Consider the following 21,996-nt stretch of genomic DNA (forward strand, 5'->3'; position numbering starts at 1 on the left):
GCACGGCGCGCGGTGAGTGAGTGTCCCAGTTGGACCCTAGTCGATGGGCAGAAGTGCAGCAAATTGCCGGTAGCGGCGAATTGCCGTCTTTTTCCGAAAATGTATAATGCGAAGCATTCTTATTTAATCTTCCAGGGATGGTCCGCGTGGCCGGTTCACTCTCCAGCAAGCTGGGGTTCTTCTTCAGCGATCACCACCGCTGGCTGCTGCAGCACGTGCAGCGCTACCTGGATAACCGCGCCGATAGCGAGGACGCGGCCGCCGAGACGTTCTGCCAGATCCTCTCCGCCAGGGTCGATCCGCAGAGCATCGAACAGCCGCGCGCCTACCTCTCCACCATCGCCCGCCGATTGATCTACGACCGTCACCGGCGGCGACGCCTGGAACGCGCCTATCTGGACTACCTGGCCCTCCAGCCCGAAGCCCTGGAGCCCTCGCCGGAAGACCGCGCCCTCCTGCTGGAAGCCCTGCTGCTGGTGGACCGCACCTTGGACGGCCTGCCGCAGGTGGTGCGCCGCGCCTTCCTGTTCAGCCAGCTCGACGGCCTGGGCTATGCCGAGATCGGTCGGCGCCTGGGCGTCAGCGAACGCACCGTGGGCCGCTACATGAAGCAGGCGCTGCGGCAGATCTACCTCAACGAGCTGGTGCCATGAGCGAAGTGCAGCTGGATACGGCCGCAGAACAGGCCATCGACTGGATGGTGCGGCTGCGCTCGGGCCACGCCGATGCGCGGCTGCAGCGCCAGCTGCAGGCCTGGCTGAACAGCGACCCGGCCCACGCCGATGCCTGGGCGCGCCTGCAGCGCGGCCTCGGGGCGCCCTATGACAACCTGCGGCGCATGCCCGGCGCGGCCGATCTGCTAATGCACCAACATGGCTCGCGGCGCCAGTTGCTGCGCGGCCTGGCCGGCCTCGGCGTGCTCGGCGGCGGCCTGTGGCTGACCGCCAGCAGCACGCCGGTGCGCGACCTGCTCGCCGACCTGCGCACCGGCACCGGCGAGCGGCGCAACTTCACCCTTGAAGACGGCAGCCGCCTGAGCCTGAATGCCGGCAGCTCGGTGGACCTCGCCTTCGACCCGCGCCAGCGCCTGATCCTGCTGCGCCACGGCGAGCTGGTGATCCAGGTGGCCCCGGACGCGGAGCGCCCGCTGATCGTGCGCAGCGCCCAGGGCGAAGTGCGCGCGCTGGGCACGCGCTTCCTGGTCAGCCAGGAGCAGCACGCCACGCGCGTGGTGGTGCTGGAGCACAGCGTCCGCGCCAGCCTGGCCGGGCACAGCGAATCGCGCGAGCTTGGCGAAGGGGAGGCGGCGCTGCTGGCCGCGGACGGCATCCACCCGTTGCGCGAACAGTCCGCCCGCGCTGACTGGCTGAACGGCCGGCTGAGCGTCACCGACGAGCCGCTGGAAGCGGTGATCGAGTCGCTGCGTCCCTACCTGCCGGGCTACGTCCGCGTCGAACCACGCGCCCGCACTCTCCGCGTGCAGGGTGTCTTCCCGCTGGACGAGCCTCACCGCGCACTGGCCGCGCTGGGCGAAACCCTGCCGCTGCAGGTGCGCCGCTTCGGTCCCTGGCTGACCCTGATCAGCCTGCGGGAGCCTTGATGTCTCTACGTGAGAAAAATATTTCGGCAGCGCCTGTCCGGATTTTCCACTTCATCGCACCTAGCTCCTGAATACGAATAATTCTCAGGAGATTGATGTGTCCTCACCCTGGCCCCGCGCCTTCGCCACCGCCTTCGTGCTGGTGGCCAACGCTCCCTCGTTGTTCGCCGCCGAACCCGCGTTGCTGCATTTCGAACTGCCCGCTGCGAGCCTCGCCACCACGCTGAACGCCATCGCCCGGCAGAGCGGCGAGGTGATCTCGCTGGACCCGTCGCTGGTACGCGACCAGCGCGCGCCCGCCGTGCAGAGCGACTTGAGCGTCGCGCAGGCGCTGGAACAGGCCCTGGCTGGCAGCAACCTGCGCCTGAAGGTCACTGCCAGCGGCGCCTACAGCGTCGAAGCCGCGCCGGTCGACGGCGCCGTGGAACTGGACAGCACCACCGTCACCGCTCAGGGCCTGGACGCCACCAGCGAGGGCAGCGGCTCCTACGCCGCGCGCGCCACCACCATCGGCAAGGGCGAACAGAAGCTCAAGGACATTCCCCAGTCGGTCAGCGTGATCACCCGCAAGCAGCTCGACGACCAGAACATCACCGACCTGCGCGATGCGGTGAACCACAGCACCGGCCTGGTCGGCGCCACCGGCATCGGCCCGGGCATGGTGATCTCCTCGCGCGGCTTCCAGATCGACGACTGGCAGTACGACGGCGTGCCGATCCCGCGCAACTTCTACGTGCTGGGCAACTGGGCGGACCAGGACCTGGTGTTCTTCGACCGCGTGGAAATCCTCCGTGGTGCCTCCGGCCTGCTGCAAGGCGCCGGCAGCCCCGGTGGTGCCATCAACCTGGTGCGCAAGCGCGGCCAGCACACGCCGGTCGCCACCTTCACCGGCAAGGCCGGTTCGTGGGATCACTACGGCCTGCAGGCCGATGTCGGCGGCCCGCTGAACGAGGCCGGCACGCTCCGCGGGCGGATGGTCGCCGACCAGAACGACACTCACTCCTTCACCGACTATGTGTGGAGCAAGACCACCTCGCTGTATGGTGCGCTGGACTTCGACCTGAGCCCGGACACCACCGTCGGCATCGGCTTCAGCAACACCGACCTCAACTCCCGGCCGATGGTCCGCGGCCTGCCGCGCTACCCCGACGGCAGCGACATCGGTTTCTCGCGCTCGACCTATTCCGGCGCCACCTGGAATCGCAACGACATCGAGCAGACCACCGTCTACGCCGACCTGACCCATCGCTTCGACGACAACTGGAGCTTCAAGGCCGCCGCCGTGCGCATGCGCGAGCACAACGACTCGACCCACCAGCGCATGCACGGGGAAGTGCAGCCCGATGGCAGCGGGCTGAACTTCGCCGACTGGCTGACCAACTTCGAGTCCACCAAGATCGGCCTGGACATGTACCTCAACGGCCACTTCGAGGCCTTCTCCCTGGAGCAGGAGCTGGTCCTGGGCGGCAACTACTCCAAGTACACCTCGGACGACTTCTATGCGCGGCGCTTCGTCCCCGGCGGCAACATCTTCGACATCGATCACCACCGTCCGAAACCGACCCTGGAAAACATCCTCGCCTCGCCTGGCGGCAACTCCACCAACGCCGCCTACGACGTGCGCCAGAAGGGCCTGTACAGCAGCTGGCGGGTGAAGCTGGCCGAGCCGCTGACGGCAGTGCTCGGTGGGCGGGTGAGCTGGTACGACTACGCCTACAAGCTGCCGGACGATGACTACCAGGACAGCATGACCGAGACCGGCGAGGTCACCCCCTACTTCGGCCTGATCTACGAGCTGACGCCCGAATGGTCGGCCTACGCCAGCTACACCGACGTGTTCGAACCGCAGAGCGCCCGCGATGCGCAGCAGAAAATGCTCGAGCCGGTGATCGGCAGCAACTACGAAGTGGGCCTGAAGGGCGAGCTGCTCGACGGCCGGGTCAACACCTCGCTGGCGGTATTCCGCTACGACCAGAAGAACCGCGCCGTGATCGACGAGGCCTCCGGCTACGCCTGCGACGGCTGGTACTGCTCGAACGCCTCGGGCAAGGTGCGCAGCCAGGGCATCGAAGCCGAGGTCAGCGGCCAAGTCGTGCGCGACCTGCAACTGTTCGCCGGCTACACCTACAACACCACCAAGTTCCTCGACGACCCGGAGAACAAGGGCCGCGTGTTCAGCCAGTGGACGCCCAAGCACATGCTGCGCATGTGGGCCGACTACCAACTGCCGGGCGAACTGAACCGCGTCAGCACCGGCCTCGGCTTCGTCACCCAGAGCCATACCGTGAGCTTCGACCGCGAGTTCGACGTGCCCGGCTTCACCGTCTGGAGCGCACGCCTGGGCTATCGCCTGAGCCAGGAAATCGATCTGGCGGTGAACGCCAACAACCTGTTCGACAAGCGCTACTACCTGCCCGGCTTCGCCGCCGCCGATGGCGCTAACAACTTCGGCGATCCGCGCAACCTGATGTTCAGCGTCAAATACACACCGGAGCTGTGAATCAACCCAGTTCCTGGCGCAACCACTGCGCCAGGCGCTCGGCGCGCGGGTCGGCGCGGCGCTCGGGCACCCACAGCGCCAGGCGCGCCGTGGTTTCGACGAAGCCCCAGGGTGCGGCAAGACGGCTGGCGGCGAGGTCGTCGGCCACCAGTTGCTGCGGCGCGATGGCCACGCCAAGACCGGCCACGGCGGCCTCCAGCAGGTAGTAGAGGTGCTCGAAACCCTGCCCGAGCTTCAGCCGCGCCGGGTCGAGAGCGTGGCGCGCGGCCCATTCCGGCCAGGCCTGCGGGCGCGACACGGTGTGCAGCAGCGATTCGCCCAGCAGCGCCTCGGCGGGCGCCGCGCGCAGCTGCTCGAAGCGCGGGGAGCGCGGGCTGAGCACCGGGCCGATACTTTCCACCGCCAACTCCAGCACGCGCATGTCCGCCGGCCACGGCGGCGCGGCGAAGCACAGGGTGGCGTCGAGGCCGCCACGGCGCGGATCGAGGTCGCCGTCGCTGGCGGAGAGTTGCAGGCGCAGGTCCGGCAGGTCGCGGTTCAGGCGATCCAGGCGCGGGATGAACCAGCGGGCAAGCAAGCTGCCGGGGCAACCGAGAACGAACGGCGCGTCGCCACCGGCCTGACGGCGCAGCTCGGTGCAGACGCTGCGCAGACGCTCGAAGGAATCGCTGGCCACTTCGCTCAGGCGAACGCCGGCATCGGTGAGTTTTACGCCGCGCCCTTCCTTGACGAACAGGGTCACGCCCAGCTCTTCCTCCAGCAGGCGAATCTGCCGGCTGATCGCCCCGTGGGTGACGCTCAGCTCATCAGCCGCTGCACTCACGCCGTGCAGGCGGGCAGCGGCTTCGAAGGCGCGCAGGGCGTTGAGCGGCGGAAGGTCTCGGCTCATGGCGGTCAATTCGTGAGTTTTTCTGACAGGTCATGGCGATCTTATCGCTTTTCCCCGTCATCACACAGCCGTATCCTGATGCCATTCGTAGGAGCGGACTCTGTCCGCGATCGCCCCAGCCGGCACCTACCTTTCGACAGATAAAGGAGCCTTCCCATGTCCACACTGCGCACCGGTCCAGACGCCAAGGGCCTGTTCGGCCACTTCGGCGGCCAGTACGTCGCCGAGACCCTGATGCCGCTGATCCATGACCTGGCCCACGAGTACGAGAAGGCCAAGGAAGATCCGGAGTTCCAGAAGGAGCTCGCCTACTTCCAGAGCGACTACGTCGGCCGTCCGAGCCCGCTGTACTTCGCCGAGCGCCTGACCGAGCACTGCGGCGGCGCGAAGATCTACCTCAAGCGCGAAGAGCTGAACCACACCGGCGCGCACAAGATCAACAACTGCATCGGCCAGATCCTGCTGGCCAAGCGCATGGGCAAGAAACGCATCATCGCCGAGACCGGCGCCGGCATGCACGGCGTGGCGACCGCCACCGTGGCCGCGCGCTTCGGCATGGAATGCGTGATCTTCATGGGCACCACCGACATCGATCGCCAGCAGGCCAACGTGTTCCGCATGAAGCTGCTGGGCGCCGAGGTGATTCCGGTCACCGCCGGCACCGGCACCCTGAAGGACGCGATGAACGAAGCGCTGCGCGACTGGGTGACCAACGTGCACAACACCTTCTACCTGATCGGCACCGTGGCCGGCCCGCACCCGTACCCGGCGATGGTCCGCGACTTCCAGGCCGTGATCGGCAAGGAAACCCGCGAGCAGCTGGCCGCCAAGGAAGGGCGCCTGCCCGATTCGCTGGTCGCCTGCATCGGCGGCGGCTCCAACGCCATGGGCCTGTTCCACCCCTTCCTCGATGATGCCAGCGTGAAAATCATCGGCGTCGAAGCCGCCGGCCACGGTATCGAGACCGGCAAGCACGCGGCCAGCCTGAACGGCGGCGTACCGGGCGTGCTGCACGGCAACCGCACCTTCCTGCTGCAGGACGAGGACGGCCAGATCATCGACGCGCACTCCATCTCCGCCGGCCTGGACTACCCCGGTATCGGCCCGGAACACGCGTGGCTGCACGACATCGGTCGCGTCGAGTACACCTCGATCACCGACCACGAGGCGCTGGAAGCCTTCCACCAGTGCTGCCGCCTGGAAGGCATCATCCCCGCGCTGGAGTCCTCCCACGCGCTGGCGGAAGTCTTCAAGCGCGCGCCGAACCTGCCCAAGGACCACATCATGGTGGTGAACCTGTCCGGTCGTGGCGACAAGGACATGCAGACCGTCATGCACCACATGCAACAGGAGCCGCAAGCATGAGCCGCCTGCAGACCCGCTTCGCCGAACTCAAAGAGCAGAACCGCGCCGCCCTGGTGACCTTCATCACCGCTGGCGACCCTGGCTACTCGACCTCGCTGGACATCCTCAAGGGCCTGCCCGAAGCCGGCGCCGACGTGATCGAGCTGGGCATGCCGTTCACCGACCCGATGGCTGACGGCCCGGCGATCCAGCTGGCCAACATCCGCGCCCTGGGCAACGGCCAGAACCTCGCCAAGACCCTGAAGATGGTTCGCGAATTCCGCCAGGACAACAGCACCACGCCGCTGGTGCTGATGGGCTACTTCAACCCCATCCACTACTACGGCGTGGACAAGTTCATCGCCGACGCGAAAGAAGCCGGCGTCGACGGCCTGATCGTCGTGGACCTGCCGCCGGAGCACAACGAAGACCTCTGCGAGCCGGCCCAGGCCGCCGGCCTGGACTTCATCCGCCTGACCACGCCGACCACCGACGACCAGCGACTGCCGACCGTACTGAACGGCAGCTCGGGCTTCGTCTACTACGTTTCGGTGGCCGGGGTGACCGGCGCCGGCGCGGCGACCCTGGACCACGTCGAGGAAGCCGTGGCGCGCCTGCGCCGTCATACCGACCTGCCGGTGTCCATCGGCTTCGGCATCCGCACCCCGGAACACGCGGCGAACATCGCCCGCCTGGCCGATGGCGTGGTGGTGGGTTCGGCGCTGATCGACAAGATCGCCGAAGCCACCAGCTCCGCCGACGCAGTGCAAAGCGTGCTGGGCCTGTGCCGCCAGTTGGCCGAAGGCGTGCGTAACGCCCGCTGATCGCGGCGCCGCCAGATCGCTTTTCTGTAGGAGCGAGCTTGCTCCTACAAGGTCTGCACCAAGAAGAAAGCCCGGCGAATGCCGGGCTTTTTCGTTTCGGGCGCGGGTTATTCCACGCTTTCTTCCTGGGGCGCCTCTTCGCCTTCGGCGCCGCCGCCCAGGCCCAGGCCCTGCGCAGAGCCCATGGCGAAGGCCATGAATTCCGGCATGCTCATGTCCTTGCCGTTGAACTTCACCTGGTCGTTGGCGTACGCCAGCGAGCTGGACAGCGCGTTGCCGTCGAGCACCGCCCACTGCGAGTTCAGGGCCATGCCGCTGAACAGGTCGGTCATGGCATCGGACTGCTGCTTGAGCGCCACCGGGTCGACGCTGCCAGCCGCCTCGCCACCCAGCGAACCCTGCAGGGCGACGATGTCGCCGATCACTGCCTTGTCCACCTTCAGGTCGGCCTTGAGCGCGGCCAGGATGCTGCGGGCCATCTCGTCAGGCGTGGCAGCCGCGGCGTCGGGCTTGCGCAGGTCGACCGACAGGGAAGCCTTGGCCACGCCATGGCTGGTCTGGAGCGACAGCTCGTCCAGCGACAGCACCGGCGAGCCCTCCAGCAGGGCCAGGCCGAGGCGCTTGAGTTCCTCTTCCTGTTGCGGGGTCAGCTCGGTGCTTTCCAGGCTGTCCAGCGCCATCTTGCTGTAGGTTTCCTTGAAGGTCTTGAGCACGCCTTCATCGAGGTTGCGCAGGCTCAGGTCGAGCTTTGCGCCGCCGATTTCCTGGCCTTGCACCACAACCTTGCCGATGCGGTACGAGACGCTCTGGTCAAGGCCCTTGCCGCCCTGCTTGAGCACTTCCTCGACCACGGCTTCGCGCAGTTCGACTTCCGGCGCGCCCGGCGACTTGATGTTCAGGCTCTTGATGGTGGCGGAGCTGGGGCCGAGGGCGAAGCCGTTGGCGTTTTCCTTCTTGTCGCCCTGCAGGCCAAGGTCACGCAGCTGCACATGCGCCAGCTGGCCGGTGTTCTCGTCGGTGAAGTCCAGGTCGACCTCGGCGAGGTTGCCCACGGCGCTCACGTCCTTCTTGTTACCGGAGACACTGAACGCCAGCTTGATCGGCGACAGGCGCAGCTTGTCGCTATCCTTGGCGAACTCCAGGGGCGCGGTTTCGACGTTGCCTTCCTGCTTCTGGTCGTAGTGGATGGTCAGGTCGCCGAACAGCGGCGCCTTGCCGCCGGCAGCGGTGAACAACGGTGCGGTGAGCTCGTTCTGCTCGAGGGCGAAATGGCTCTGCGCCATGACCGGCGCCAGCTTGCCGGCCGCCAGGCGCGAGGCGGGGAAGGGGCCGTGTTCCAGCCGATCGGTGAATACCAGGGTCTGCGGCTGCTCGCCTTCTTTGCCGGTGAAGGTCAGGTTGTAGCGCGCGGTGCTGGAGAACAGGCCGCGCTGGATGTCCACCAGGGTCAGGTAGGCGCCAAGACCAGGTGCTTCCTGTTTGAACAGTTCATTGGCTTCGGTGATACCGCGGTTCACCTCCTGCTCGACGCGGGTGCCGGTGTACCAGGCACCGGCAATGGCGGCGCCGACGACGGCAACGGGAATGGCGATGGCCAGGGCGGTCTTTTTCATGCTGAGTCCTTTCAGGTGCGGCCGAACGGGGGACATCCTGTCGACCGTTTATGGGAGTGGGCGGCGGGATGCTAGCAGGCGCACTGCCATCACTCCAGCACCGTTGGCGACCGACTTCACAGCGCCAGCATTGACCATCGGTGCATGGCTGTCAGGATAGAGCGCTCCGACTCTCCGGAAATAACCGCCCATGGCCCTGCTGCACAGCCTCCATCACGTCGCCCTGATCTGCTCGGACTACCCGCGCTCCAAGCACTTCTACACCCAGGTGCTGGGCCTGAAGGTGGTTGCCGAGACCTACCGCACCGCCCGCGACTCCTGGAAGCTCGACCTGGAACTGGGCGATGCGCGGCTGGAGCTGTTTTCCTTCCCCGGCGCGCCGGCGCGGCCTTCCTATCCCGAGGCGCAGGGGCTGCGCCACCTGGCATTCGCCGTGGACGACCTGGAGAGCGCCGTGGCCCATCTGCAGAGCCATGGCGTGGCCTGCGAGCCGATCCGCGACGACGAACTGACCGGCAAGCGCTTCACCTTCTTCGCCGACCCGGATGAGCTGCCGCTGGAGCTTTACGAGCGCTGATGCCCGGCTTCAGGTGCCTGGGCATGCCCTCACCCTAACCCTCTCCCAGGGGGAGAGGGGACTGTCCCGAGCGCTTTGAAAACTCGGTGCTCGCCGGCTGGCTCTGCTGTTCACAGGCACGCCGAACGGCCCCCTCTCCTGAGGGAGAGGGCTGGGGTGAGGGGGAAATGCATAGCTCCGATGCCAAGCCAACGCCCCCGTAGGAGCGGACCTTGTCCGCGAATCCCTCCGCGGGCATCGCCACAGGCCGTTCGCGCAGAAGCCCCGTTCCTACAAGAGCGGAACAACCTCAGGCCGGCACCGCCTCGCTGCCCAGCGCCCCGCGCAGGCTCGCCAGGTCGCGCAGCGGCGGCGCGCCGAACAGACGGCTGTATTCGCGACTGAACTGCGACGGGCTTTCATAACCGACGCGGTGTCCGGCTACCGCCACTTCCAGTCCCTCGGACAGCATCAACCGCCGCGCTTCCTGCAGGCGCAGTTGCTTCTGGTACTGCAGCGGGCTGAGCGCGGTCACTTCCTTGAAGCGGTGGTGCAGCGTGGACACGCTGAGGTTCACCTCACGGGCCAGGTCCTCGATGCGCAGGGACTTGTCGTAGTTGCGGTTGAGCCACTCGATGGCGCGGGTGACGCGGTGGGTCTGGCTGTCGGTCATCGCCAGATCGTGCAGCAGGTGGCCCTGCGGGCCGCGCAGCAGGCGATAGAGGATTTCGCGGACGAACAGCGGCGCCAGCATCCCGATGTCGCGCGGAGTATCCAGCAGCCGCATCAGGCGCAGCAGGGCGTCGAGCACCGTGCAATCCACGCGCTGCAGGTAGATGCCGCGACTGGCCGGACGCGGCGCGCTGCCAGCCAGGCCTGCTTCGGCGATCAGCCGGGTCAGCTCGCCGGGGTCGATGTCCAGGCGGATGGACAGGTAGGGCTTGTCCGACGAGGCTTCGATCACCTGGCCGGAGACCGGCAGCGTCACCGACACCACCAGCAGGTTGAGTTCGTCGTAGCGATAGACCTCGCTGCCCAGGCGCACCTCCTTGCAGCCCTGGGCAATTACACAGAGGGCCGGACGGTAGAGCGTCGGCATGCGACCTTCGCTCGGGCTGTCGTTGCGCGCGACCAGCAGCGAATCGATGGGGGTTTCGAAGACACCTTCACCCAGGCAGTGGCGCTGGATGATGTCGGCCAGCTCCTGGCGGCCGGCAGCAATGGGATCAAAGGCGGGAACGGACTGGGACATGCACGGGACCTCCAGTGACGGCGCACGAAGCTTACGCCCACGGCGCATGCGCGCGTGTGACAGTAAGGCAGCCGCTGGAGGATCAGGCAAGCAATCGGCAGAAATGGACAAGCCACGCCGGCATCGGGGCGCGCACCGTAGCGGTGCAAGGGCTGGAAACTGCGGAGAATCATCTTTTTTCGGGGCGTGGCGAATGTTCCGCAGGATCAGGCAAGAAGGCGACAGCATCCGGATAACGCCCGCTGCTGGCCGCGCCGTAAGCTTACTGTCAGTCGTCCGAGGAGCCACCTCGGGCTTCTTCCTGTATACGCGGAGGACAGGACATGCACTGGCAAAGCCCCATCGAACACGAACTGCAGATTCACCCCCGGCTGGGCCACGAGGCGGAACTGGGCGCGCTGATCGACAACCTGGTCGACGGCGCACGTCGTGCGCCGGGTTGCCTGCGCTGTCAGTTGGTAGCCCGTGAGAACGGTCAGCCTTGGCTGCTGCAGGGCAGCTGGAAGGACGAGGAGGCACTGCTCGACTACTTCGCCACGCCCTCGTTGCAGCTGCTCGGCGAAGTGCTTTTATGCCACTGCCGAAGCCTCAGCGGCGGCATAGTGGAAGCCCTCGATCAGGCCACCGGAAAGGTGGCCTGAGTCTTTTCAGGTAGAGAGATTTGGGTAGAGAGCTTTCAGGTAACAGAGCTTTCAGGCCCTCAGTATTCCAGGCTCCAGCCCAGGTTGAAGGTGCGACCGCGGCCCTGGTAGTCGTACAGGTAGGCCGGCCCGTAGGTCGGCGAGTAGAACAGCGCGGCGCGTTGGCCCCAAACGGTGCTGTACTGCTTATCCAGCAGATTCTGGATACCGGCGCTGAAGGTGCCGAAGCCGGTCTTCTGCTCGCCCATCAGGTCGAAGGTGGTGTAGCCGTCGATCTCGTGGTCCGCGTCGTCCTTCAGGTTGAAGGCGTGCTGGGCCTGCAGGCGGGCGCTGCGCTCGCCATCGCCCCAGCCAACGAAAGCGGTGGACTTGGACAGCGACGCATAACGCGCATCGCGCTTGATCCAGTCACCGTCTGCGTCCTCTTCTTCCGAGCGCACCAGGTGCAGCGTGGTGCCGCCCTGCCAGCCATTCTCGAAGTAGCGGGTGACCGCGCCCTCGAAGCCGAAGTCGCGGCTCTTCTGGTCCTGCACGTCGATGGTCAGGGTGGCCATGTCGGTGGTGATGATCTTGTCCGACCAGATGTAATACACCGCCGCCTGGGTCTGCCACTGCATGTCGCTGTAGCGCCAGCCGGTCTCGACCTGGCGGCTCTTGATCCCGGCCAGCGGGTTGTCGTCCACCGACAGGCCGGCCTTGCCGTAGTACTTGGCCGGGTCGGGCAGGTCGAAGCCCTCGCTGTAGTTGGTCCAGACCTGGTGGCCGTTCTTGAAGTCGTAGATCGCGCCGAGGTTGAACAGGTTGACCTGATAGTCGTTGCTGCCGCCGGGCACGCCTTTGAAGTCGTCTACTTCGACGTCCATCTTCTGGTGGCGCGCGCCGCCGGAGAGGGTCAGGTTGTCGGTGGCCTTCCAGTCCAGCTGGCCATAAAAGGACAGGCCGTCGACGATGTAGCTGGGGTAGCGCGGCGCGCTGCTGGCGGTTTCCAGGTCCAGCCCGCCGCTCTCGGAGGACAGGCGCTGGTCGAAGACCTTCTGCTCGGCGTTGAAGCGCTCGTGGTCGAAGTCCACGCCGTAGGTGAACTTCAGCGAATCCCACTGCTTGCTGAAGAGCCCCTTGAGGCCGCTGACCTCGAAATTCTGCTGCGAGCCGGCGAAGTACACGCCCTTGGAACCGGTGGGCTTGCCGGTGTTGTAGTAGGGGAAGGGATAGAAGTTGTCGTCTTCCTTGCGGTAGTACGCCTGCAGGTAGAAGTCCTGCTCCAGCAGATTGCTGTGGTGGTAGTTGGCGTTAAGCAGTACGCGGCGCGAGCGCGGCTCCAGATCGGTGTCCAGACCACTGCGAATCTCCGCGTCTTCCAGGTTCGACGGGCCCTGGTACTTCAGGTTGGGAAAGTAGATGCCGGTACTGCCGTCGTTGCCCGAGTCGTAATACTGCGCCAGCAGATCGAGGCTCTGCTCGTCGGTGAACTGTGCGGTGAGGTTGCCCATCACATCGACGGTGCGGTTGTACTGCAGGTCGGTCTGGGTGTTGTCGATGAATATCTGGTTGCCGGCGCCGTCGTAGAAGGCTTCGTTCTTCTCCGCCGAGACGCCCAGGCGACCGACTACGCGGTCATTGCCGCCGCTGATGGACTGGGCGGCACGGGTCGACAGGTCGTCGCTGTTGTTGAAGCCGCTGGTGGCGCCCAGCTGCGTCTCGAAGCGCGTATCACCGGCCGCACCCTTCTTGGTGATGATGTTGATAATGCCGCCGGTGGCGCCGCCGCCGTAGATGGCGCTGGCGCCGGAGAGCACTTCGATGCGTTCGACGTTGAACGGCGAGATGCTGTCGAACTGCCGCGACAGACCGCGCGAGCTGTTCTGGCTGACGCCGTCGATCATCACCAGCACGTTGCGCCCGCGCATGTTCTGGCCGTAGTTGGTGCGGCCTTCCGGCGCCAGGTCGAGACCGGGGACCAGCTTGCCCACGGCTTCCTTGAGGCTGACGCCGGTATCCAGCTGTTCGCGCAGCTGGGTCTGGTCGACGACCCAGACGGTGCCGGGGATCGAGCTGATCTCGGTGGGCGTACGCGCCGCCACGCTGATCTGCATCGGCGCCAGGCTCAGGGCCGCGGAGTCGTCCTTCTCGCGCTTGAGCAGCACGGTGCGCTCGTCGGTGAAGCGCCAGCTCACGCCGCTGCCGGAGAGCAGCTGGTTGAGCGCTTCCTCGGTGCTGTAGGTGCCGTCCAGCCCTTCGCTCTGCAGGCCCTGGATGTCCTCGGAGTTGAACAGCAGGTGCAGCCCGGCCTGGTCGGCGAACTGGGTCAGCGCGCTGTCCAGGCTGCGCGGCGCGATGTGCAGTTCGACGGTCGCGGAGCCGGCCGCGTGGGCTAGGGGAGCCGCGGCGCCGAGCAGGGAAGCCAGCAACAGCGCGCGGTGCAGCGGGGAAGGACGGTAAGGCATGCGGGAGAAATCCGTTCTTGTGTGGCAGGGTCGCGTATTGAGAATTTTTCGCGTTCCTGCCTACGACGAAACGGCCAGGCAAACCTTGCAGTGGTAAATGCAAAAAATTTTCATTTTCTTGCGAGACGGCCGGTTCTGCGGTTTCCCGTACCTGTAGGAGCGAGCTTGCTCGCGAACCGCCCAGCCATGGAACCGCCGGGAAATCTGTTCGCGAGCAAGAACTAGGCGTCCCCCTCGATCCTACGAAGATCTATCCGGCTTTCGGCGCGGGACGGATCAGCACCAGCCAGGGCAGATGGGTAACGGTCACCGGCTGCAACCGTTCCAGGGTCTTGAGCAGCGCGCCGGGGTCCTGCAGGTCAAACACGCCGCTGACTTTGTGCTGGCGCAGCGCGCTGTCGGTCAGCAGGATGCGGCCAGGCACGTAGCGCTCCAGTTCATCGAGCACCTCGCCCAGCGGGCGCTGGTTGAAGATCAGCTTGCCACGCTGCCAGGCGCTGGCGCTGGACAGGTCCAGCGGCTGCACCGGCTCGGACGCGGCGCTGTCGCGGTAGCTCAGGCGCTCGCCGGCGGCCAGGCGCACCGGCGCACTGCCGGCGCTGTTGACCTGAACCACGCCTTCGGTCACGTCCACGCGCACCTGCGGCCCGCGGCTGTCGACATCGAAGCGTGTACCCACGGCGCGCACTTCGCCACCTTTCGCCTCGACGATGAAGGGCCGCGCCGCATCCTTGGCCACCTCGAACAACGCCTCGCCGCCATGCAGGCGCAGGCGCCGCTGCTGCGGGCTGAAGTCCACGGACAGCGCGCTGTCGCTGTTAAGCCAGACGCGGCTGCCATCGGCCAGCTCCAGCATCCGCCGCTCGCCGGTGCGGGTGGCGTAGTCGGCATACAACCCGGCCAGCGGCTCGGGCAGGGCAATGGTCACCGCGATGGCGGCGACACACGCAGCGGCCGCCAGCGCCAGCAGCCGACGGGGACGCCGCGCGAGCTGGCGATAGCGCTGGGCGCTGCGGGTTTCCGGCAGGGCACCCCACAGGGCTTCGGCCTCGCGGGCGGCGAGTTCGTGCTCCGCGCTCTGCCCGCGCCAGCGCAGGAAGTCCATGCGCTCGGCAGCCTCGGCGCCGCCCGAGTGCAGCTGAACCAGGCGCTCGATGGCCTCGTCGGAAAGAGGCAGCTCCACACGGCTCATGGCGTGCCCTCCTGGCGCTGCGCCCAGTCGCGGCAATGACGCATGGCCTGGACGATGTACTTGCCCACCATGCTCTCGGACACGCCCAGGCGCTGGGCGATCTGCGCGTGGGTGAGGCCGTCGAGGCGGTTCATCAGCAGCGCCTCGCGGGCGTTCGACGGCAACTGGTCAAGGGCGGCGTCCAGATGTTCCAGCGCCTCATGGGCGAGCAGGCGGTGCTCCAGCCCGGACGCGGGGTCGCTCAGGTCATTGGCGACGGTCTCGTCGACGTGCAACTCGGCCAGCCGGCCCTCGCGGCGCAGGTTGTCGATGGCAATGTTTCCGGCCACGCGGAACAGGTAGGCGCGCGGGTCCTGCACCTCGGCTTCGGCGGGGTGGTCGGCCAGGCGCAGCCAGGTGTCCTGGGCAACGTCGGCGGCGCGCTGGTGGTCTCCCAGCCTGCGGGCGAGGAAGCGCATCAGGTCCGCGTAGTGCGCCTGGAAGCTCTGCAGCAGGGAGGAGGAGGCGAAGCGCCGCATGATGGCCGAAATACCCTGGAAAATCGGCCAACGTCTGTCAGGCCGATACGAAGGGTGGGCAGCATACAACGAATCGAGAATTATTATCGAATGCAAAAAAGTGTCAGCTCGTAAACTGCGAGAGGTCCAGCGGCCGCACTTCGCCCATCCACAGGGCGTAGTCGCGGTGGTCGCGCAGGTCATTGCCGGTGTTGGGGTGGACGAAGATCACCAGGCCGTCGCGGTTGAGCGCCAGCCATGGCACCAGGGTAGCGAAGGTCGCGTTGTCGAAGGCCAGCTGGCAGCTCCAGTCCGGATGCGGACCGACCGGCCGCTCGTGGACGCGGCCCATCTTCGCGCCGAAGCGGCGCGCGGCCTCCTCGCACAGCGCGCGGGCGCGTGAGAGGCTGCCGGCGTCGAAATAGACGTGGGCGTGGAAGTCCTGAATCTCGGTCATGGGTCCTGCTCCAGTTCCGCCTGCAGCCAGTCGACGAAACGCTGCACCAGGCGCATCCGCCGCTTGCGCTCGGGCAGTACGGCGTAATAGCCGAAGCGCGATTGCTGCGATCCGGCGATGGGCCGGCACAGTAACCCCTGCTCCAGCAGTTCGTCGACCAGGTGGCGCCAACCGATGGCCACGCCCTGCCCGGCGATGGCCGCCTGCACCAGCAAGGTGTAGTTGTCGAAACGCAGCCCGGCCGGTGCCGGGGCGCCCTCGATGCCCAGCGCACGGTAGACGCCGCCCCAGTCGAACCAGCGGCTGGAGGCTTCGGGCTTGAGGTGCAGCAGCGGCAACTGGGTGAGCGCCTGCGGCGACAGCGGCAGCTCGCGGCCTTCCAGCAAACGCGGGCTGCACACCGGGAAGACTTCCTCGCTGAACAGGCGCAACGCCTCACCGTGCTTGAAGCGCCCGTCGCCGAAGGCGATGGCCACGTCGATATCGCTACGCAGGGCAATCGGGCTGCGGTCGCTGCTGATCAGGCCGACGTCCAGCTCCGGATGCGCCTGGCGGAAGCGCGGCAGGCGCGGCATCAACCAGTACGCGGCGAAAGCGAAGTCAGTGGCGACCTGCAACACCTCGTGGGGATGCCTGGCGGTGACTGCGGCGATTCCGGCATCGATGCTCTCCAACCCGGCCTGGACGTGCTGCTGCAGCAGCTGTCCGCTCTCGGTGAGGGCGATGCCCCGGTGGATGCGGTCGAACAGGCGCGCGGCGAGGAGCTTCTCCAGGCGCTTGATCTGCTGGCTGACCGCCGGCTGGGTGGTGCCCAGCTCGCCGGCAGCGGCGGTGAAGCTGAGCAGGCGGGCGGCGGACTCGAACACGCGCAGCAGTTCCAGCGGCACGCTCATGGCTGGCCCTCACATAAGCAGGCGTTATCCGAAGCATGCTCCGCCATGCACTTCACCCCGTATCCAGCAGGCCACAGACTCATACCGCACAGCATCCCATAACAGCGCCAATAGGATAAGCCCAACGCCATGAAGCGCCAGCGCCCGAACATCCTCTTCATCATGGCCGACCAGATGGCCGCGCCGCTCCTGCCCTTCTACGACGCCCAGTCGCCGATCAAGCTGCCCAACCTCTCGCGCCTCGCCACTGAGGGCGTGGTGTTCGATTCGGCCTACTGCAACAGCCCGCTCTGCGCGCCCTCGCGCTTCACCCTGGTGAGCGGCCAGCTGCCGACCAGGATCGGCGCCTGGGACAACGCCGCGGATTTTGCCGCCGACATCCCCACCTACGCGCACTACCTGCGCCGCCTGGGCTACCGCACCGCGCTCTCGGGCAAGATGCACTTCTGCGGCCCGGACCAGCTGCATGGCTACGAGGAGCGCCTGACCAGCGACATCTATCCCGCCGACTACGGCTGGGCAGTGAACTGGGACGAGCCGGACGTGCGCCCAAGCTGGTATCACAACATGTCCTCGGTGCTGCAGGCCGGCCCGTGCGTGCGCACCAACCAGCTCGATTTCGACGAGGAGGTGGTGTTCAAGGCGCGCCAATACCTCTACGACCACGTGCGCGAACACCCCGAGCAGCCGTTCTGCCTCACCGTGTCCATGACCCACCCGCACGACCCCTACACCATTCCACGCGAGTACTGGGACCTGTACCGCGACGAGGAAATCCCGCTGCCCTCGGTGCAGATCGCCCAGGACGAACAGGACCCGCACTCGCAGCGCCTGCTCAAGGTGATCGACCTGTGGGGCCAGGAGATGCCCGAGGAGAAGGTGCGCGCCGCCCGCCGCGCCTACTTCGGCTCGTGCAGCTACGTGGACGCGCAGATCGGCGCGCTGCTGCGCACCCTGGAGGATTGCGGCCTGAGTGAAGACACCCTGATCGTGTTCTCCGGCGACCACGGCGACATGCTTGGCGAGCGCGGCCTCTGGTACAAGATGCACTGGTTCGAGATGGCCGCCCGTGTGCCGCTGCTGGTGCACGCGCCCAAGCGTTTCGCCGCGCATCGGGTCAGCCAGTCAGTGTCCACCGTCGACCTGCTGCCGACCCTCTTCGAGCTGGCCGGCGGGCAGGTCGAGCCCGGCGTCGATCTCGACGGCCGCTCACTGCTGCCGCACTTGCAAGGCGCCGGCGGGCATGACGAAGTGATCGGCGAATATACCGCCGAAGGCACCGTCAGCCCGCTGATGATGATCCGTCGCGGTGACTTCAAGTTCATCTACTCCGAGCAGGACCCGTGCCTGCTGTTCGACGTCGCCAACGATCCGCGCGAGCTGCACAACCTCATGGATTCGCCGGCCCACGCGAACCTGGTACGCGACCTGCTGGGCGAAGCCCGCGCGCGTTGGGACGTGACAGCCATCACCCGGCAGGTACTGGCCAGCCAACGCCGCCGCCGACTGGTGGCCGACGCACTGACCCAGGGCACGCTGAAAAGCTGGGATCACCAGCCCATGGTCGACGCCAGCCAGCAGTACATGCGCAACCACATCGACCTCGACGATCTGGAGCGCCGCGCCCGCTATCCGCAACCGAAATAACAACCACAACACGCCGAAGGGGAAGGGAGCATGACCAAGCGCACCGTACGACAAGCATCCGCACTATTGCTGGCCAGCGCACTGGCGCTGGGCGGCCCGCTGGCCCGGGCCGAAGATGAAGCCTGCAGTACGGTGAAGCTGGCCGATCCGGGCTGGACCGACATCGCCGTCACCAACGGCATCGCCGCTTTCCTCCTCGAAGGCCTGGGCTACAAGGTGAAGATCGACACCCTGTCGGTGCCCATCACCTACGGCGGCCTGCGCGACGGCCAGGTCGACGCCTTCCTCGGCAACTGGATGCCCGCGCAGCAGGGCTTTCATGACCAGTTCATCGCCAGCAAACAGGTCACCCAACTGGCGAAGAATCTGCAGGGCACCGAGTTCACCCTCGCCGTGCCCACCTACGTGTGGAACGCCGGGGTGAAGACCTTCGACGACCTGGACAAGCACGCCGACCAGTTCAACCGGAAGGTCTACGGCATCGGTTCCGGCGCGCCGGCCAACCAGTCGATCCAGAAGATGATCACGGGCAACGAGTTTGGTCTGGGCGACTGGAAGCTGGTGGAGTCCAGCGAGCAGGCGATGCTCGCCGAGGTCGGCCGCGCGGTGAAGCGCGAGCGCTGGGTGGTATTCCTCGGCTGGACACCGCACCCCATGAACGTGAAATACGACATGAAGTACCTCACCGGCGGCGAGAAGTACTTCGGCAGCACCGGCAGCGTGTTCACCGTGACCCGCAACGGCTACACCGAGCAGTGCCCGAACAGCGGCAAGCTGCTGGCCAACCTGTCCTTCGACCTGAAGATGGAGAACGCCATCATGGCCGAGGTGCTGGAGAAGAACGCCAAGGCCCCCGACGCGGTGAAAGCCTGGATCAAGGCCAACCCGCAGAGCCTCGACACCTGGCTGCAAGGCGTTAAGACCCGCGACGGCGGCGACGCGCTAGCTGCCGTGAAGGCCAAGCTGTAGGCCTTCGATGGAGCGCCTGATCCGCCTGCTACCGTTCCTCGCCTGGCTGCCCCAGGTCAGCTGTCGCGACCTGCGCCGTGACCTGGGAGTGGGCCTTTCCGGCGCGGTGCTCGCCCTTCCGCAGTCCATGGCCTACGCACTGATCGCCGGGCTGCCGGCGGAATACGGGCTCTACGCGGCCATGCTGCCGGTGCTGATCGCCTGCCTGTGGGGATCGTCGAAGCACATGGTCGGCGGGCCGACGGCGGCGATCTCGGTGGTGCTGTTCACCGCCATAGCCCCGCTAGCGCCGCCGGGCAGCGCGCAGTTCATCCAGTACGCACTGCTGCTGACCTTCCTCGCCGGGCTGTTCCAGTGGTTGCTGGGCATGCTGCGCTTCGGCGTGCTGGTGAACTTCGTTTCGCACTCGGTGCTGCTCGGCTTCACCTGCGGCGCCGCGCTGGTGATCGTGATCGGCCAGTTGCCGTACCTGCTCGGCATCAGTGCAGCGGGGCAGGGCACGGCGCTGACCAGCGCCGCCGCGCTCTGGTGGCAGCTGCCGCAGTTCCACGGGCCGTCGCTGCTGGTGGGGCTGTTCAGCCTGGCGCTGAGCCTGATCGTGAAGCGACTGTGGCGGCGCGGGCCGGCATTGCTGGTCGGCCTGCTCGGCGCCAGCGCGCTGGTCTGGGCGATGCCGGCGACCTTCGCCGAGGTTGCCAAGGTGGCCGCCTTCCGCAGCGCACTGCCGCCGCTTAGCCCGCTGTCGTTCGACCTGTCCGCCCTCGCCCAATTGCTCCCCGCCGCCGTGGCCTGCGGCATGCTCGGGCTGGTCACCAGCCTGTCGATTGCCCGCGCCCTGGCCGCGCGCTCGCACCAGCCGCTGGATGCCAACCAGGAAGTCCGCGCGCAGGGGCTGTCCAACCTGATCGGGCCGTGGCTGTCGGGCACGCTGTCCGCCGGCTCCTTCACCCGCTCCGGGCTAAACCAGGATGCGGGCGCACGCACGCCGCTGGCCGGGGTTTTCTCGGCAATGTGGGTCGCACTTCTCGCCGTGGCCGGCTCCGGCCTGATCACCCATATCCCGCTGCCGGCCATGGCCGCCGGCATCCTGCTGATCTGCTGGAACCTGGTCGACCGCCCAGCCCTGCACGCGCTGTGGAAAGGCAGCCGCGCGGAGTCCCTGGTGATGCTGCTGACCCTCGCCGCTACCCTGCTGCTGCCGCTGCAGAACGCCATCTACGCCGGCGTACTGGTCTCGCTGTTCTTCTACCTCAAGCGCACCTCGCAACCGCGCGTGCAGCAGTGGGAGAAAGAGGACGAGGAAGTGCTGCGCATCGAAGGCTCGATCTTCTTCGGCGCCTGCGACTACCTGCAGAAGCTGATGCAGCACAGCCGCGGCGAACGCCTGGTGCTGGACGCCCACCACGTGAACTTCATCGACTTCGCCGGTGCGCAGATGCTCCAGCAGGAGGCCCGCCGCCTGGCCAGCGAAGGCCGCAGCCTGGTACTGCGCAACGCCCGGCCACGGGTGCGCGCGGAGCTGGAAAGACAGATGGGGAAGGGCGGGGTGTTGCTGGTCGAGGAGTAGGTGTGCGCTTTTGCTTCGCACCTTTGGGGTTGGGGTGCCCCGTTACAGGAGCGACCGTCCTTCACCGGATGATTCCGTGCTGGCGCTGTCCCCCTCTCCCTCAGGGAGAGGGAGCAAATCGTGCCGGCTGACGCTGTGGTTTCATCCGGCACCGAACGGTCCCCTCTCCCCCTGGGAGAGGGTTAGGGTGAGGGCCGATCCGAGCGCAGGAGTAACCCAGGGGGAGCCCCGATCAGCCCTTGAGCTGACGGCGCAACTCCTCCAGCACCGGCGCCGAATCCGGGCGCACGCCCCGCCACAGCAGGAAGGCTTCTGCCGCCTGCTCGACCAGCATGCCCAGCCCGTCGATGCAGCGCGCCGCGCCGTGTTCGGCGGCCCAGCGGTTGAAGGCCGTCACATCCTTGCCGTACATCATGTCGTAGCAGACGGTATGCCCTGGCTTGATCAGCGTCGGATCGATGGGCGGCAGCTCGCCGGCCAGGGAGGCCGAGGTGCCGTTGACGATCAGGTCGAAAGGCTCGGCACGCAAGTCAAAACCGCCGCCGCTCACCTCGCCCAGGTCCTTGAACTCCTGCGCCAGTTGCTCGGCCTTGGACGCCGTGCGGTTGGCTATGACAATGCACGCCGGCTGCTGGCCTAGAAAGGGTTCGAGGATGCCGCGCACCGCACCGCCAGCGCCCAGCACCAGGATGCGCGCACCGTGCAGGACGACACCGTGGTTCACCGTGAGGTCGCGGGTCAGCCCGGCGCCGTCGGTGTTGTCGCCCAGCAGCCCGCCGCCGTCGAGTTTCTTCAGGGTGTTCACTGCGCCAGCCCGGCGCGCGCGCTCGGTCAGCTCGGTGGCCAGGCGATAAGCGTCTTCCTTGAACGGCACGGTGACATTGCCACCCCAGCCCTCGGCGAAGAACTCGAGGGCGTTTCCGGCAAAATCGTCCAGCGGCGCCAGCCGCGCGTCGTAGCTCAGCGCCTGGCCGGTCTGCTCGGCGAACAGACGATGGATCTGCGGCGACTTACTGTGGCCGATGGGGTTGCCGAAGACGCAGTAGCGGTCCATGGGAAATCCTGGGGCGTGAAAAACGAAAGGCCGAGAGAGTGCCGGTTTTTCCGTTTC

The 21,996-nt window shown here is 66.7% G+C and carries 19 protein-coding genes; 10 read left to right on the plus strand and 9 right to left on the minus strand.

The window, feature by feature from the left end; genetic code table 11:
• Positions 1-146 precede the first annotated feature (146 nt).
• From ACIPK7_RS10695 to ACIPK7_RS10705, 3 genes are all read left to right on the plus strand, one after another.
• Entirely contained in the window at positions 147-653 is a 507-nt protein-coding gene (locus ACIPK7_RS10695) for a sigma-70 family RNA polymerase sigma factor (RefSeq protein ID WP_401087595.1), read from the plus strand.
• Complete coding sequence (locus tag ACIPK7_RS10700) at positions 650-1,600, plus strand: FecR family protein (protein ID WP_401087597.1); 951 nt, start codon at positions 650-652, stop codon at positions 1,598-1,600. The genes ACIPK7_RS10695 and ACIPK7_RS10700 overlap by 4 nt, the downstream gene beginning before the upstream one ends.
• Before the next feature lie 97 nt (positions 1,601-1,697).
• Positions 1,698-4,100 (plus strand): TonB-dependent siderophore receptor, encoded by a 2,403-nt coding sequence (locus tag ACIPK7_RS10705; RefSeq protein WP_401087599.1) that lies wholly within the window; start codon positions 1,698-1,700, stop codon positions 4,098-4,100.
• A gap of 1 nt (position 4,101) precedes the next feature.
• Here ACIPK7_RS10705 and ACIPK7_RS10710 read toward each other — a convergent pair whose 3' ends face one another.
• Complete coding sequence (locus ACIPK7_RS10710; RefSeq protein ID WP_192435649.1) at positions 4,102-4,989, minus strand: LysR family transcriptional regulator; 888 nt, start codon at positions 4,987-4,989, stop codon at positions 4,102-4,104.
• 156 nt (positions 4,990-5,145) lie between these two features.
• Here ACIPK7_RS10710 and trpB point away from each other — a divergent pair, with 156 nt between their 5' ends.
• Together trpB and trpA are read left to right on the plus strand one after the other, a co-directional pair.
• Entirely contained in the window at positions 5,146-6,354 is a 1,209-nt protein-coding gene (gene trpB, locus ACIPK7_RS10715; protein ID WP_401087601.1) for a tryptophan synthase subunit beta, read from the plus strand.
• The gene (gene trpA, locus ACIPK7_RS10720; RefSeq protein ID WP_192435651.1) at positions 6,351-7,157 is read left to right on the plus strand and encodes a tryptophan synthase subunit alpha; all 807 of its coding nucleotides are present in this window, start codon (positions 6,351-6,353) and stop codon (positions 7,155-7,157) included. Before trpB ends, trpA begins: the two co-directional genes overlap by 4 nt.
• Before the next feature lie 107 nt (positions 7,158-7,264).
• Here trpA and ACIPK7_RS10725 read toward each other — a convergent pair whose 3' ends face one another.
• A complete protein-coding gene (locus ACIPK7_RS10725; RefSeq protein ID WP_401087603.1) occupies positions 7,265-8,770 on the minus strand; it encodes a YdgA family protein in 1,506 nt (501 codons plus the stop codon).
• 190 nt (positions 8,771-8,960) lie between these two features.
• Between ACIPK7_RS10725 and ACIPK7_RS10730 the strand changes: the two genes are divergently transcribed.
• Positions 8,961-9,347: a VOC family protein gene (locus ACIPK7_RS10730; RefSeq protein ID WP_192435653.1), complete on the plus strand. Its 387-nt coding sequence runs from the start codon at positions 8,961-8,963 to the stop codon at positions 9,345-9,347.
• A 289-nt stretch (positions 9,348-9,636) separates the two neighbouring features.
• Here ACIPK7_RS10730 and ACIPK7_RS10735 read toward each other — a convergent pair whose 3' ends face one another.
• The gene (locus ACIPK7_RS10735) at positions 9,637-10,578 is read right to left on the minus strand and encodes an AraC family transcriptional regulator N-terminal domain-containing protein (protein ID WP_401087605.1); all 942 of its coding nucleotides are present in this window, start codon (positions 10,576-10,578) and stop codon (positions 9,637-9,639) included.
• A gap of 323 nt (positions 10,579-10,901) precedes the next feature.
• Between ACIPK7_RS10735 and ACIPK7_RS10740 the strand changes: the two genes are divergently transcribed.
• Entirely contained in the window at positions 10,902-11,219 is a 318-nt protein-coding gene (locus ACIPK7_RS10740) for an antibiotic biosynthesis monooxygenase family protein (protein ID WP_401087607.1), read from the plus strand.
• 59 nt (positions 11,220-11,278) lie between these two features.
• Here the strand turns inward: ACIPK7_RS10740 and ACIPK7_RS10745 are convergent, their stop codons facing one another.
• The 5 genes from ACIPK7_RS10745 to ACIPK7_RS10765 all read right to left on the minus strand — a co-directional run bounded on the left by ACIPK7_RS10745 (position 11,279) and on the right by ACIPK7_RS10765 (position 16,702).
• The gene (locus ACIPK7_RS10745; RefSeq protein ID WP_401087609.1) at positions 11,279-13,663 is read right to left on the minus strand and encodes a TonB-dependent receptor; all 2,385 of its coding nucleotides are present in this window, start codon (positions 13,661-13,663) and stop codon (positions 11,279-11,281) included.
• Positions 13,664-13,913: 250 nt separating this feature from the next.
• Complete coding sequence (locus ACIPK7_RS10750; RefSeq protein ID WP_401087611.1) at positions 13,914-14,855, minus strand: FecR family protein; 942 nt, start codon at positions 14,853-14,855, stop codon at positions 13,914-13,916.
• Positions 14,852-15,373 (minus strand): sigma-70 family RNA polymerase sigma factor, encoded by a 522-nt coding sequence (locus tag ACIPK7_RS10755; RefSeq protein ID WP_401087613.1) that lies wholly within the window; start codon positions 15,371-15,373, stop codon positions 14,852-14,854. The genes ACIPK7_RS10750 and ACIPK7_RS10755 overlap by 4 nt, the downstream gene beginning before the upstream one ends.
• Positions 15,374-15,476: 103 nt before the next feature.
• Positions 15,477-15,809 (minus strand): DOPA 4,5-dioxygenase family protein, encoded by a 333-nt coding sequence (locus ACIPK7_RS10760; RefSeq protein ID WP_401087615.1) that lies wholly within the window; start codon positions 15,807-15,809, stop codon positions 15,477-15,479.
• On the minus strand, positions 15,806-16,702 hold the full coding sequence (locus tag ACIPK7_RS10765; RefSeq protein WP_401087617.1) for a choline sulfate utilization transcriptional regulator: 897 nt from the start codon (positions 16,700-16,702) through the stop codon (positions 15,806-15,808). The genes ACIPK7_RS10760 and ACIPK7_RS10765 overlap by 4 nt, the downstream gene beginning before the upstream one ends.
• Before the next feature lie 129 nt (positions 16,703-16,831).
• Here ACIPK7_RS10765 and betC point away from each other — a divergent pair, with 129 nt between their 5' ends.
• From betC to ACIPK7_RS10780, 3 genes are read left to right on the plus strand one after another with little or no spacing between them, the layout of a single operon-like run.
• Positions 16,832-18,349 carry a choline-sulfatase gene (gene betC / locus ACIPK7_RS10770; protein WP_401087619.1) on the plus strand — a complete coding sequence of 506 codons (1,518 nt, stop codon included), beginning with the start codon at positions 16,832-16,834 and terminating at the stop codon, positions 18,347-18,349.
• A 30-nt stretch (positions 18,350-18,379) separates the two neighbouring features.
• On the plus strand, positions 18,380-19,318 hold the full coding sequence (locus ACIPK7_RS10775; RefSeq protein WP_401087621.1) for a choline ABC transporter substrate-binding protein: 939 nt from the start codon (positions 18,380-18,382) through the stop codon (positions 19,316-19,318).
• Positions 19,319-19,325: 7 nt separating this feature from the next.
• Positions 19,326-20,885, plus strand: coding sequence for a SulP family inorganic anion transporter (locus ACIPK7_RS10780; protein WP_401087623.1), 1,560 nt, complete (start codon positions 19,326-19,328; stop codon positions 20,883-20,885).
• A gap of 232 nt (positions 20,886-21,117) precedes the next feature.
• On the opposite strand, the gene aroE is transcribed toward ACIPK7_RS10780, so the two are convergent.
• Positions 21,118-21,939 (minus strand): shikimate dehydrogenase, encoded by an 822-nt coding sequence (gene aroE / locus ACIPK7_RS10785; RefSeq protein ID WP_401087625.1) that lies wholly within the window; start codon positions 21,937-21,939, stop codon positions 21,118-21,120.
• Positions 21,940-21,996 lie beyond the last annotated feature (57 nt).

Source organism: Pseudomonas sp. NPDC086581 (genome assembly GCF_044746165.1).
Taxonomy (GTDB): Bacteria; Pseudomonadota; Gammaproteobacteria; order Pseudomonadales; family Pseudomonadaceae; genus Pseudomonas.